The sequence below is a fragment of the Mycolicibacterium neoaurum ATCC 25795 genome, from assembly GCF_000691525.1.
Lineage (GTDB): Bacteria > Actinomycetota > Actinomycetes > Mycobacteriales > Mycobacteriaceae > Mycobacterium > Mycobacterium neoaurum.
The window spans coordinates 282,267-297,854 of record NZ_JMDW01000003.1 but is presented as its reverse complement, the minus strand read 5'-3'; the positions used below and the strand labels follow the sequence as shown (position 1 = coordinate 297,854).

The following is a 15,588-nucleotide window of genomic DNA, read 5'->3' as shown; positions in this document are numbered from 1 at the left end:
AGAAAGACGTCCGGTGCCCGGTGCGCTATCGGCCCTGCGTGGGTGCACTTCGCATCGGTGAGCCGCCCTCTACCACCAGACCCGGGAGCGCATACATGCATGCTGTCGACGAGCGCGAAGCGTCCTACGGCGAGGCTCGGCTGTGGTCGCTGTACCGCCTGGACGGCCCGACTGCGGCAAACAATGTGCCACTGGCCGTCGAGTTCCAGGGACCGCTGGATGTCGACGCACTGAACAACGCGGTGGTCGCCGTTGCCCGGCGCCATGTTCCGTTGCGCACGGTGTACGCCGAGATCGACGGACGGCTCCACCCGACCATCGTCGATCCCGAGGCCGCCGCCCTGGAGGTCATCGAATGCCGCCGGGAAGACCTGACGACGGTGCGGGCCGACCTGGAGAACTGGGCCTGCGACCTGGGCACCGAGATCCCGTTCCGCGCTCGGTTGCTGCGGGTGTCGGCCGACGAACACGTGCTGTCGCTGGTTGTCCACCACATCGCCATCGACGGCAACTCGATCGGCCCGCTGTTCGACGACCTGCAACGCAGCTACCGCGCACACCGAGACGGTGCCGGTGACGCGGGCGAACCGCCCTCGGCCCAATACCACGATTACGTGCACTACCACCGCGAACTCCTGGAGACCCCGGGCCTGCAGGACGAACAGCTCGACCACTGGCGCGAGGTGCTCGACGGCGCCCCTGCCGAGGTGGCACTGCCGCTGGACCGACCACGCCCACAGGTGCGCAACTACCGCGGCGATGCGGTGCTGATCCCGCTACCCGATGAGCTGTCCCGACGGGTGACAGATATCGCGCGGGCAACCGATGTCACACCGTTCGTCGTGCTCTCCAGCACGGTGGCCGCGGTGCTCTCCCGGCTCGGTGCCGGTGACGACATCCCGCTCGGCACGCCGGTGGCAGGCCGACTCGAAGAGGAATTCGACGACCTGGTCGGCTTCTTCATCAACATGCTGCCGCTGCGGCTGGACCTCAGCAGTCATCCGCGGTTCTCCGAACTGCTGCAGCGGGGCCGTCGCACGCTGTTCGCGGCGCTGAGCAATCAGGAAGTCCCGTTCGAGAAGATCGTCGACGCCGTCAACCCGGTCCGCTCCCCGAACCGCAACCCACTGTTCCAGACGATAGTGTCGCTGCAGCCGGCGGATCCGGAACGCCTCGATCTCCCCGATGTCCAGGGCCGCCTGCTCGACCCCGTGATCACCCCCGCCGCATTCGATATCGCATTCGAATTCTTCGACCTGCCCTCCGGGGGACGCCGGCTGCGAATCATCTACAGCACCGACATCTTCGACCGCACCGGTGTCGAACTGCTCGGCCGCCGACTACTCGGCGCGCTCGCCGCGGTGACCGCCGACCCCGATATCCGGCTCGGCGACATCCCCCTCGTCGACGACGCCGAACGCTGGTCCGCCGTGGGCATCGGACCTGCCGGACTGCGCGCCACCGTCACCGAACTGTTCGACGCGCAGGTGCGCCGCGCCCCCCGCAGCATCGCACTGCGCCACGGCGACAACGAGATCCGCTACGACGAACTGTCCGACGCCGCCGACCGGCTCGCCGGCGCACTGGCCGAAGCCGGCGTGCGCCGCGGTGACACCGTCGCCATCGCACTGTCTCGCGGCACCGACCTGGTGATCGCGCTGCTGGCGGTGTTACGCGCCGGCGCAGCGTATCTGCCGATCGACCGGCGCTACCCGGCGCAGCGTGCGCAGTACATGTGGTCCGACGCGCAACCCCGCGTCATCATCATCGACGACGCGAGTGCGCCGGACTGGTCCGACCATCCCGCGGTGCCCGTCACCGCCCGTGCGCAACCGCCCGCAACCGCACCGCTCGACCCCGACGATGCGGCCTACGTCGTCTACACCTCGGGCAGCACCGGGCGGCCCAAAGGAGTGATCGGCACCCACGGTGCACTGGCCAACCGCCTGTGGTGGGCCGCCCGATCATGGTCGGCCCGGGTCGGAGCAGACATCCGGATCGCCAAGAGCTCCATCGGTTTCATCGACGGCAGCACCGAGATACTCGGCGGACTGCTGGCCGGCGCACTGGTCGTCATCGCCGACGACGACACCGCAGGCGACGGTGACGCACTGACCGAACTGATGGAACAGGCAGGCGCCACACAGATACTCGCGGTCCCCAGCCTGGCCGGGGCCATCGCCGAGGCCGCCCCCGAGCGGCTCGGCTCCGTCGCGCGGTGGATCTGCAGCGGTGAGCGACTCGATTCCTCGACGGTGGCGGCACTGCGGGCGGTGTCCCCCAACGCCGAACTCGTCAACTCATACGGTTCGACCGAGGTTGCCGGTGATGTGTCGACGGCCATCGTCGACGACGGACGGATATCGCTGGGTCGCCCCGTACCCGGGGTCACCATTCACATCCTGGGACCCCACCTGGAAGTCGTACCGCCAGGCGTCGCGGGTGAGATCTATGTCAGCGGACTCCAATTGGCACGCGGCTACGTCGGTCAACCGGGACCCACCGCCACACGTTTCGTCGCCAACCCGCACGGCGGAGCCGGGGAGCGGCTCTACCGCACCGGTGACATCGCCAGGTGGACACCCGAGCATCAGATCGAATACCTGGGCCGAGCGGATGACCAGGTGAGCCTGCACGGATTCCGCATCGAGCTCGCCGAGGTCGAATCCGCCCTCGCCGCGCTACCCGGTGTGCACAACGCCGCCGCGGCGGTCCGGGAGAACCCGGCCGGGGGCAGGCGACTGATCGGCTACGTCACCGCCGAGGACAACGTCGACCCGGAAGTCTGCCGGGCCGAGCTGGCCCGCCGGCTGCCCGACTACATGGTCCCCGCGACCCTGGTCCAGCTTCCCGAAATGCCGCGTGGCGCAACCGGAAAGATCGATCGCCTGGCGCTGCCCGATCCGGAATTCACCGGTGTCGCCGCCGGGCGCGCGCCCCGCACCGAGTTCGAGACGGTGCTCTGCGAGGCGATGGCCACGGCGGTCGGGATCGCGGTCGTCGGCGCCGACGACCAGTTCTTCGCCATGGGCGGCGACTCGATGTCGGCCATCCGCGTCGCATCGCTGGCACGCGGCCGCGGCGTCGCGGTCACGCCCCGGCAGGTGCTCGAACACCCCACACCCGCGGCACTGGCCACGGTCGCGCGCGGTGTTGTGGCCGACAGCCACTCCGCTACAGCAGGCACCTCCGCGGCCATCGAACTCAGCGCCGCCGACCGTGCGGAACTGTCCGCCCTCGGGCCGATCGACACGGTCCTGCCACTGCTGCCCCTGCAGTACGGGATGTACCTGCATTCGGCCTATACCGAGCCGGAGACCGACCTCTACCGCATCCAACAGATCGCCCACCTGAGTGGCCCGCTCGACCCCGATGCCCTGCACGAAGCAATCCGGACGGTCATCGCACGGCACCCTGCCCTGCGGGTGGCGATGCACACACTGGTCGATGGATCACCGGTGCAGGTGGTCTTCGACGATATCGAACCTCGTTGGCGCACTGTCGACCTACGCGGTACCGACTCCGACGCGGCACAGGCCGAACTATTGCGCATCGCCGCCACCGAACAGGCCGCGCCGCTGCCCCTCGACCGGGCGCCCCTGCTTCGCCACGTCCTGGTGTCGCTGGCCGATGATGACCACCGGCTGGTCCAGTCGATGCACCATATCGTCGCCGACGGCTGGTCGCTGTCATCGATGTTCGACGAGATCGCGCGGGTCCACAACGCGATCGTGGCCGGCTCCTCGCCGGACATCGCCGTCGACGGCTTCGCCGATTTCGTCGCACAGACCGAACGTCGCGCCGAGAATTCCTCGCGGGCATGGGAAACCATCCTGGCCGAGGTCCGTCCCACCCTGCTCGCCGGAACCGACTCGCGCGCGGTGGCGAGCCAGGACCACCGCGACGTGACCGCCAGTCTGTCTCGCGCTCGCACCGAACGTCTCTATGCGGCCGCCCGGCATGCGGGTGTCACCGCGGCCACCGTCGTGCACGCGGCGTGGGGCCTGGTGCTCGGTCGCCGGCTCGGGATCGACCGCGTCGTGTTCGGTTCGCTGGTCTCCGGGCGCGGAACGGGCCATCCCGGTGTCGAATCGATCGTCGGCCTGCTGATCAACACGGTACCGGTGCCGCTGTCGTGGCAACCCACGGACAGCCTGGGCTCGGTGGCCGCCCGACTGCAGGAACAGCAGAACCGCGTGCTGGAGGCCCAGCACGCGCGGCTCACCGACCTGACCCGATCCGCCGGAACCCGCACCCTGTTCGACAGCGTCGTCGTGATGGAGAACTTCCCGGACACGGGCGCCACCGACGGTGCTCGAAACGCTCTGACCTACCGGGGATTCGACGGCTCCAGCGTGAAGACCGACTATCCGGTCGCGCTGGTCGCCGACGCCGCCGCCGACCTCGAGCTGCGACTCGACTACGAACCCGGCCTGATCGGCGCCGCACCCGCCGGCGATCTGCTCGACGATGTCGTGACCATCCTCGAGGCGTTCGCGGCCGACCCCGCCGCGACGATCGCAGCGCTGCCCCCGGTACATGCGGTAGCCGCGACAACAACCACAGCAACCGTCTCAGCCGGTGCACCCGCCCCAACCGCCGACGCAGCGGTCGTGGCGCAGCTGGCCGGCCTCTACACCGATCTCCTGGGTGTCCCGGCCGGCGCAGACGACGATTTCTTCACCCTCGGCGGTGACAGCGTGCTGGTGATCCGCCTCGCCGGACGCGCGCGCCGCAGCGGACTTCCGCTCAAGCCCCAGGTGGTCTTCGCCCATCGGACGCCCGCCGCGGTGGCAGCCGCCCTCGCCGCCGAATCCGAGACGCGCGCGTCGACCCCCGTCGCAGACGGGCCACTGCTGGAACTCTCCGCGGCCGAACGCGACCGGGTGGCGGCGGCAACCGAACGCACCGTCGTCGACGTGTGGCCGCTGTCGCCCCTGCAGGCGGGGATCTACTTCCAGGCCCGCTACGCGGAGAACGCCGCGGTCTACATCCTCCAGAACGTCATCGAGCTGCGCGACAACGTCGACATCGCCGCCATGCAATGGGCGTATGCACTTGTGCTGGAACGTAACCCCGTGCTGCGGTCTGGGTTCGTGGCCGACGATCTGCCCCACCCGGTGGCCTTCATCGCCGGCGACCCGTCCTGCCGCGTGCAGCTCGTCGATCTCTCCGAAGGCGACCGGGACAGTGCCGTAACCGACACCCAACGGTTGATCGAGCAGGACCGACACGTTCCCTTCGACATGACCGCGCCGCCGTTGTCGCGGCTCACCGTCATCCGCAGGCGCGGCGGTGACGCGCTGATCCTGAGCTGCCATGTCCTGCTGATGGACGGTTGGTCACGCGAACTGCTGATGCGCGACCTGCTCAGCGCCTACGCGATGGCCACGCAGGGACGCCTCAGCCCGCCGCGCGGTCCCGCGCACGGTTACCAGGATTATCTGCGTTGGCTGGGCGCCCAGGACAGCACGGCCGCCGCCGACTACTGGGCTCACGTCCACGACGGACTCACCGAACCGACCCTGCTGCTGCCCGAGGCCGCGGGTGCCGAACCGGCGATGACCTCGCGGGTCGACCTACAGCTGTCCGACGATTGCGCGCACGCGCTTCGGGAGACCGCACAAAAACTCGGCGTCACGCTCAACGCGCTGCTCACCACCGCGCTCGGCATCGTCCTCGGTTATGAGACCGGCCGCGACGACGTCGTTTTCGGCACCACCGTCGCCGGCCGCCCCACCGAAGTGGACGGCTCCGACGCGGTCATCGGGTTGTTCCTCAACACGGTTCCGGTGCGCCTGCGCCTCGATCCCGGCGCATCGGTGGCCGACACCGTGCGCGGTGCACAATCGGATCGCCTGCGATCCCTCGACCATGAGTTCCTCGGCCTCGGCGATATCCAGCGCGCGGTGGCCGACGCACACCGCGGCTCCGGTCTGCTCGCCGGCGGCGGCGCGTTGTTCGACAACTTGTTCGTGCTGCAGAACTTCTGGAGCGACGAGGCGTTCGCCGATGCCGAGAGCGAATTCGGCATCCTGCGCCATGACACCTTCGACGCGTCCCACTACCCGCTGACGTGGGTGGTCGCACCCGGGGACACCCTCGCGGTGAAACTGGAGTACCGACCCGATTTCGTCACCGAATCGGCCGCTCGACGCCTACTGGACCGCTACCGCACCGTCGTCGAATTCCTTTCCACCCGACCCGATGCCACGCTGTGCTCCGTCGCGGTCCAGCTCCCCGACGAACGTGACGGCCGTGCCGACCGCAGCAGGTGGGCCCATCACGAGGTACCCGACCTGACCATCGCCGAGATGCTCGCCGACTACACCGACGGCGACAGCACGGCACTGGTGTACGGATCGTCCTCGGTCACCCGCACCGAACTGGACCAGCGGGTCAGCCGACTGGCCGGTCTGCTTGCCGCCGAGGGCATCACCGGCGAGGACACCGTCGCGCTGGCCATCCCCCGCTCCATCGACACCGTGGTCGCCCTGTTCGCAGTGTTGCGTGCCGGTGCGGCGTACTTGCCGTTGGAGCTGGACTATCCCGACGAGCGCCTGGCCGTGATGCTCGACGACGCCCGTCCGCGCATCCTGCTCACCACGACGGCGGTGCGCGAGCGCATCGAAGCCATCACCCCGCCGGACTGCCTGCGGATCACGTTGGACGACGCGGAAATCCACAGTGCGTTGGACGCGCTGCCGCCGAGCTGGACCGGCGAACGACCCACGCCGGACCGCCCGGCGTATGTCATCTACACATCCGGGTCCACCGGTAAGCCCAAAGGTGTCGTCACGCCCTACCGCGGCCTGACCAACATGCACTTCAACCACCGCGAAGCCATCTTCGCCCCCGCGATCGCCAAGGCCGGCGGCCGGCGGCTGCGCATCGCCCACACGGTCTCCTTCGCATTCGACATGTCCTGGGAAGAACTGCTGTGGCTGGTCGAGGGGCACGAGGTGCACATCTGCGACGAGGTATTGCGCCGTGACGCGGCCGCACTCGTGGCGTACTGCCGGGCACACCTGATCGACGTCATCAACGTGACGCCGACCTACGCCCAACTGTTGTTCGAAGAGGGCCTGCTCGACGACGGTGCACACCACCCCGTCCTGGTCCTGCTGGGCGGTGAGGCGGTGCCACCGTCGGTGTGGGACCGGCTCCGCGACGACCCCACCACCTACGGCTACAACCTCTACGGACCCACCGAGTACACCATCAACACCCTCGGTGGCGGCACCGACGACAGCGCCGAACCCACCGTCGGGCAGCCGATCTGGAACACCGATGCGCATATTCTCGACCCGTGGCTGCGCCCCGTGGCCGACGGCCGTCCCGGCGAGCTCTACATCGCCGGTGCCGGCCTGGCACGCGGCTACGCGCACCGATTCGGCTTGACGGCGCAGCGTTTCGTCGCCAATCCGTACCCCACCGCCACCGCACCGGCGGGCACCCGGATGTACCGCACCGGTGACCTGGTCCGGCGCGGCGCCGACGGCAATATCGAGTTCCTCGGCAGGACCGACGAGCAGGTCAAGATCCGCGGGCACCGCGTCGAACTCGGTGACGTGGAGTCAGCGATCGTCGCCCATCCGGGCGCCGCCCAGGCCGCGGTGATCGCCACCGACGACCCACGGGTGCCGGGCACACAACGACTCGTCGCCTATCTGGTGCCCGCCGCGATTCCCGAGGACGACCGCACGGCCGCCGAAAGCGCCCACGTCGGCGAATGGGAACAGATCTACTCCGACGAATACTCGACGATCTCCACCGCAGTGTTCGTCGAGGACTACGCCGGCTGGGATTCGAGCTACGACGGTGCACCCATTCCGTTCGAGGAGATGTCGGAATGGCGAGCCACGACGGTGGCCGCCATCGCCGGGTTGTCCCCGGCACGGATCCTCGAGATCGGCGTCGGCACCGGATTGTTGCTCGGACAGCTCGCGCCACGGGTCGACGAGTACTGGGGCACCGACCTGGCCGCACCGGTGATCGAGGCGTTGAGCAACGAACTGCGCAGCGATCCGGAACTGAGCGATCGGATCCATCTGACCGTGGCCCCCGCCGATCGGCTCGGTGAAATCCCCGCCGGCCATTTCGATGTGGTCGTCATCAACTCGGTGATCCAATACTTCCCGTCGGTGCGCTACCTGGCCGACGTGATCGAGAGTGCGGCCCGGCACCTGCGACCCGGCGGTGCGCTCTTCATCGGCGATGTCCGTAACAGGTTGCTGCTGGACACCTTCCACACCGCGATCGCGCTGTCACGAAGTGCCGCTGAGGGCACCGACGCCGAACAGGTTCGGCGGGCCGCCGAACGGGGCGTGGAGCTGGAGAAGGAACTGCTGCTCGAACCCGACTTCTTCGTCGCGCTCGCACACCGTCTCGGCCTGACGGCCGAGATCAGACTCAAGACCGGTGCATTCCACAACGAACTCACCCGGCACCGCTACGACGTGATCCTGCGCGCAGGCACCCCCGTCGCACCGGCGAACCGCCCGGTACTGCACTGGCCCGGTGATCTGGAAGCGGTGAAAGCCGCACTCACAGAAGCAGGTTCGGACGGGTTGCGGGTCACGGCCATCCCCAACGGGCGACTGGCCGGTGAGATCGCCGCGACAGCACACCTCGCGGCGGGCGATATCGCCGGGGCCAGGACCGCACTGCGCAATCCCGCCGGTATCGATCCGTCGCAGCTGTACACGCTCGCCGATGAGACCGGGTGGACGGTCCGACTGACCTGGCATCCCGGCGACCCGGCCCTGATGGATGCCGTGTTCACCCCAACCGACGAGCCGCTCGGCGACCTCTACGCCCGGGCTACCGTCGACCGTCCGTTGGAGGAGCTCGGCAACAATCCTGCCGGGGCGCGCGAGCGCGCGGCGGCCCTCTCGGCACTGCGCCGCCACCTGCGCGACACCCTGCCCGACTACATGGTGCCCTCGGCATTCATCGCGCTGGACCGGATCCCGTTGACCGACAACGGCAAATTGGATGTCCGGGCACTACCCGATGCCGATGCGGCCGCACCGGTCTCTGCCAGCCGCGCCGCCCAGAATCCCGTCGAGGAGCTCCTGGCCGAGTTGTTCGCCGAGGTGCTCGGCGTCGACGAGGTCGGCGTCGAGGACAACTTCTTCGACATCGGCGGTCATTCCCTGCTGACCATCCGGCTGATGAGCCGGGTTCGCAGCGCGATGGGCGCCGAACTCACCATCCGCGATGTGTTCGATGCCCCGACGGTGGCCCAGCTGGCCACCAAACTCCGGCTCGACGGTCCCACCCGCCCGGAGCTGACCACCGCGAAACGCCCCGACCGGCTGCCGCTGTCCGCCGGGCAGGAACGGCTGTTCGTCCTCGAACAGCTCGGCGAAACCGGTGCGGCATACAACTATCCGCTCACATTCCGGCTCCGCGGACCGCTCGATACGGACGCGTTCACCGCGGCGCTGACCGATGTGGTGGACCGCCACGAGGTGCTGCGCACCGTCTTCACAACGCATGACGGCACCCCGCACCAGACCATTCTGCCCGCCGGTGCGCGGGTGCCGGTCACGGTGCTCGACTGCGACGAAGCCGCCGTAGGTGGCCTCGTCGACACCGCGGCGAACCACCGCTTCGACCTGAACACCGACATCCCGCTGCGCGCGACGGTGCTGCGTCTCGCCGAAGACGACCATGTCATCGCGCTGATCCTGCACCACATCGCCGTCGACGAATGGTCGGATGCACCATTGCTCGACGACCTCGCCATCGCCTACCGGGCTCGGCGGGCCGGCCAGGCACCCGCGTGGTCGCCACTGCCCCTGCAGTACGCGGATTACGCGTTATGGCAACAGAACCTGCTGTCCTCCGTAGCCGACGAGCAGACCGCATTCTGGACCGCGACGCTGGCGGGTGCACCGGATGAGCTCGCACTGCCCGCCGACAGGCCGCGCCCGGCCAAGCCCAGCGGCGCAGGCAGCACGCTACAACTGGACCTGCCGGCCTCGGTGGTTGCGGGCCTGCGCCGGATGACCGGCGAGCACCAGGTCAGCACCGTGATGTGCTTCCATGCCGCCGTCGCCGCACTCCTGTACCGCCTCGGCGCGGGTGAGGACATCGTGGTCGGCACACCGGTTGCCGGACGCACCGAGGCCGAGCTGAACCCGTTGGTCGGGTTCTTCGTCAACACCGTGGTGCTGCGCGTCGACGTGTCGGGCAACCCCACATTCGTCGAACTGCTCGACCGGGTTCGCGATGTCGACCTGGCGGCCTTCGATCACCAGGATCTGCCGTTCGACCGAGTGGTCGAGGCACTCAACCCACCGCGTGCCGCGGGACGTAATCCGCTGTTCCAGACGTTCGTCGGCTACCACTACCGCGATGATGCGACCGCCGATGTGCTGAATCTTCCGACAGAGTGGTTGTCGCCCAACGTCACCGCCGCCATGTTCGACCTCGGCTTCACCCTGATCGACAACATCGCCCGTGGGCAGATGACGGTCCTGGCGGAGTTCGCCACCGACCTGTTCGATTCCGACACCGTCGAGCGCATAACCGAACGCCTGCTGGCCCTGCTCACCCAGGTGGTGGCCGAACCCACGATCCGGATAGCGGATTCCGCGGTGTTCCTGCCCGGTGAACGTCAATGGCTCGACACGGTGAGCTCCGGGCCGGTCGCACCGGTATCGCCGGACGACCTCGCCACCATGGTGATCCGTCAGGCGCTGCGCAGCCCCGATGCCGTCGCGGTGCGCGGTGACGAGGCGGATACTGCGCTCACCTACGCCGAGCTCGATGAGTGGTCACGCCGGCTGGCCGCCGAGCTGGCGGGCGAGGGTGCCGGGCCCGGCACGCTCATCGGGGTGGCGCTGCCGCGCTCGGTCGAGCTGATCGTCGCCCTGGTGGCGATCGCCCGGTGTGGTGCGGCATTCTTACCCCTGGACAGTGACTTCCCCGCCGACCGACTGCAGTTCATGCTCGACGACGCGCAGCCGGTGACCGTACTGCGGGACAGCACCCGGATCCGGGCCGCCCGGCACGGTGAAAGCACCACCGGGACAGCCAGATCCGAGAGCCCAGCCCGGGGTGAGCACTGGGCGTATGTGCTCTACACGTCCGGGACCACGGGACGGCCCAAGGGTGTGCCGGTGCCGCACCGCGCCATCGCCAACCGGATCGCCTGGTTGCAGGAGGCCTATCCGCTGTCGGTGACCGACCGGATGCTGGTCAAGACACCGATCAGCTTCGACACCTCGGTGTGGGAGGTGTTCTGGCCGCTCAGCGTGGGCGCGACGCTGGTGCTCGCCCGACCCGGCGGGCACCGCGAACCCCGCTACCTTGCCGAGACCATTGCCGCGCATGGCGTCACCGCCGTGGACTTCGTCCCTTCGGTGCTCGAACTGTTCCTGGACGAACTCGATGTCGACACCGACCACTCGGCTGATCTGTCCAGCCTGACCCGGGTCACCGTGGGTGGTGAGGCACTGTCGCGGGAACTCGCCGAACGGACCGCCCGCCGCCTGGGTGTACCCCTGCACAATCTGTACGGCCCGACCGAGGCCGCCGTGGACGTTCTCGGCTGGACCGCCGACGACGGCCCTGTCGCTATCGGCGTCCCGGGTGCCAACGTCCGTGTCCATGTCCTGGACGGTCGCCTGCGTCCCACTCCCCCGGGCATTCCCGGCGAGTTGTACCTGGCCGGCGTGCAGCTGGCGGACGGATATCTGGGCAGACCGGCACTGACGGCCGAACGTTTCGTCGCCGACCCCTGGGGACCGGCCGGTGCCCGGATGTACCGCACCGGTGATGTGGTGCGGTGGCGGCCGGACGGACAGCTGGAGTACCGCGGCCGCGACGACGACCAGATCAAGGTCCGCGGTGTGCGCATCGAACCCGGTGAGATCGAGGCGGTGCTCGCCAGGCACCCGGCCGTGAGCTCGGTCCGCGTGTTGTTGCGCGCGGGTGCACTCGTCGCCTATTACGTGTGTGCGGGCGCGGATTCGCCTACCGCCGAACAACTCCGGCGCCTCGGTGCGCAATCGCTGCCGATGCACATGGTGCCCGCCGCGTTCGTCGAGCTCGATGCGCTGCCGGTGACGGCGACCGGCAAGCTCGATCGCGATGCGCTACCCGCCCCGCAGCCCTCGCCCGGTTGCGGCAGGCCACCGGTCACGCCGACCCAGGTCACGATATGCGAGCTCGTCGGTGATGTCCTCGGCGTCGAAGCCGTCAGCATCGACGACGACTTCTTCGCTCTCGGTGGGCATTCGCTGTCGGCGATCAGGTTGCTCGGCAGGATCCGCGCGGTCCTGGACGTCGAGTTGAGTCTCCGTGAGCTGTTCGACGCTCCGACCGTCGCCGAACTCTCGACCCGTATCGACCAGGACAGCGGTGTCGCGGCGGTACGGCCGGCGTTGGGTGCGCGGCCAAGGCCCGACCGGGTGCCGCTGTCACCGGGGCAGTCCAGCATGCGGTTGCATTACGCACTGGAGGGACCGAACCCGACCTACAACGTGCCCATGGTGTGGCGGGTGGACGGTAGGTTCGACATCGCGACACTGGAACTCGCGCTACACGACGTGGTCGGACGCCACGAGATCTTGCGGACCATCTATCCCGACCGGGACGGTGTCTTCGAACCTCGTGTCCTCGACCCCGCCGAGGTCGATCTGCAGGTCGAGCTGATCGCCGACCACGAGCTCCGCGACGCGGCACGATACTGCTTCCGCCTCGACGAGGAGATCCCGGTCAAGGTGTACCTCGTTGCCCGGGGCGCCGAGAGCGTGCTGTTGGTCAACATCCACCACATCGCCACCGACGAGTGGTCCGACGAACCGCTGCTGCGTGATCTGCGCACGGCCTATGAGTCCCGTCGCGCCGGGCTGGCACCGCAATGGCCGCAGCTGTCACTGCAGTACGCCGACTACGCGCTGTGGCATGCCGAATTGCTCGACGGTGTCGCCGAGGAGCAGTTGCAGTACTGGCGGGAGGCACTGGCCGGGGTTCCCGAAGAGACCGGCCTGCCGACCGATCACCCACGCCTGCCGACGAATACGTTCCGTGGCGGCACCGTGACAACATCGCTGCCGCCCGAGACCGTCGGCGCGCTACGCGCACTCGCACGCGACAGCCAGTCCACGATGTTCATGGTCGCCCACTCCGCGGTGGTCACGCTGCTGAACCGGATGGGTTCCGGCGACGATATCGTTGTCGGAACGCCGGTGTCGGGGCGATCGGATGTGCTGTTGCACGACCAGATCGGCTATTTCCTGAACACGGTGGTCCTGCGCTCCCAGGTGCGCGGCAGGCAGACCTTCGCCGAGTTGTTGTCCGACAATCGGGCGGGCGTTCTGCGTGCATTCGACCACCAGGACATCCCGTTCGACCGGATCGTCAAGGAGGTGAATCCGATTCGCGTCCGCGGGCAGCACCCGCTGTTCCAGATCATGATGATGTACCTGGTGAGCGGGGACACCGAGCGCATCGAGATCGACGGGATGACCCTTACCGCCGATGAGGTCGATACCGGTACGGCGAAGTTCGACCTGTCGATCGATTTCGTCGAACATGCCGACGAATCAGTCACCCTCACAATGGAATACAATGCCGATCTGTTCGAGGCGTCGACCATCGACGCGCTGCTGGCCCGTCTGGTGGCGGTGCTCGACCGGGTGTCGCAGGACGCGAACATCCGGCTGTCCGATATCGACATGCTGATCGATCCCGAGCCGGACCGGATCGCAGGATGGGAGCACGGCACCGAGCTCACCACCCCGGCGGCAACGCTGACCGCGCTGTTCGAAGCCCAGGTGCGCGCCACTCCCGGTGCCCTGGCGATCATCGACGGCGCGCGGGAGCTGACGTTCGACGAGGTGAACCGTCGGGCCAACCGGCTCGCACGCCACGCGATCGCGCGGGGTCTGGGCGCCGACGATATCGCCGCGCTGGATCTGGCCCGTTCGGCCGATGTCCTCATCGCGATTCTGGCCGTACACAAGGCCGGCGGGGCATATCTGGCGCTCGACGCCGAGTATCCCAGCGAACGGATCGCGCACATGCTCGCCGATGCCCGCCCGGTGCTCACCATCACCGCCGAGACGATGGCCGACGCGGACGGTGACCAGACGCTCTCCGATGCCGACGTCACCGATGCCGAGCGCCGCACCCCAACGCATCCGGATCATGCCGCCTACTTGATCTACACCTCGGGCAGTACCGGGAAGCCCAAGGGTGTCATCGTGCCGCAGCGCAGCATCGTCAACCTGTTCGCCAGCCACCGCGAACGCCTCTACCGGCCGACGATGGCGACCGCGGGTCGCGACCAGCTACGGGTCGGGCACGCCTGGTCGTTCGCGTTCGACGCGTCGTGGCAACCGCAGCTGTGGCTCTACGACGGACACACCATCTGTCTGGTGTCCGACGAGACACGTCGTGATCCGGCGCTGCTGGCCACCCAGCTCGACGACCAGCGATTCGATTTCATCGAGCTCACACCGTCGATGTTCGACAGCGTCGCCCGCGCCGGAGCCGTCCGCGACGGGGTGTGCCGCTTGTCCGCGATCGGTGTCGGCGGCGAGGCCGTCCCGCCGGAGCTGTGGGCCGAGCTGGGCGCGATGCCGGGCACCCGGGCCTACAACCTGTACGGGCCGACGGAGACCACCGTCGACGCCCTGGTCGCCGAGCCCGACGGTTCGCTCGAACCGAAGATCGGTACCCCGGTGTCGAACTCGACGGTCTACGTGCTCGACCAGGGGTTGCGCCGGGTTCCGCCCGGGGTGCGCGGTGAGTTGTACGTCGCCGGAGCAGGTCTGGCGCGCGGGTACCTCGGCCAATCGGCCAACACCGCACAGCGCTTCGTCGCCGATCCCTACCGCGACGGCGAGCGGATGTACCGGACCGGTGATCTTGTCAGCTGGTCGGTCGACGGGCAGTTGGTCTACCACGGCAGGGCCGATGAGCAGGTCAAGATCCGCGGCTACCGGGTGGAGCTCGGCGAGATCGAGTCTGCGCTGCGGGCAGTGCCCGATGTCGCGGACGCGGCCGTCGTGGCCCGCCACGACACGGCCAATCATGCGGTGCTGGTCGGCTATGCGGTGCGGGCCCCCGGTTGCGCACCGGATCCCGCCGAGCTCAACCGGCAACTGTCCACCCGGCTACCGGCCTATATGGTCCCGGCGTCGGTCGTGCTCGTCGAGGCCATTCCGTTGCTGCCCAACGGCAAACTGAACCGGGCCGCTCTGCCGATGCCCGATCTGGCCGCCGCGCCGGCGGTGCCACCGCGCAACGACCTGGAGGCCGCGCTGTGCGATGCGGTCGCCGCGGTCATCGGTTGTGCCGACATCGGTATCCACGACGACTTCTTCGAGCGGGGCGGCGACAGCGTCGCCACGATGCGTCTGGTCGCCGCCGCCCATGCCGCCGGGATCGCCGTCAGTGCGCGTCAGATCTTCGAGCACCGCACCGTCGCCGAACTGGCGACCGTCGCAGAGCTGAGTGCCGAGATGAACCGATGAGAGTGGCTGTCGGCGAACCGATCCCCTGAACACAACACACCGCGAACGCGGCGCGGTCGACGCGCTGCGTTCGCGGTGTGTGTTACCGCGT

Annotated in this window: 1 protein-coding gene; it reads left to right on the top strand. The window is 68.5% G+C overall.

Annotated elements, in window-relative coordinates; translation table 11 throughout:
* Window positions 1-95: 95 nt before the first annotated feature.
* Window positions 96-15,497 (top strand): non-ribosomal peptide synthetase, encoded by a 15,402-nt coding sequence (locus tag IC40_RS0103260; protein ID WP_051644259.1) that lies wholly within the window; start codon window positions 96-98, stop codon window positions 15,495-15,497.
* Window positions 15,498-15,588 lie beyond the last annotated feature (91 nt).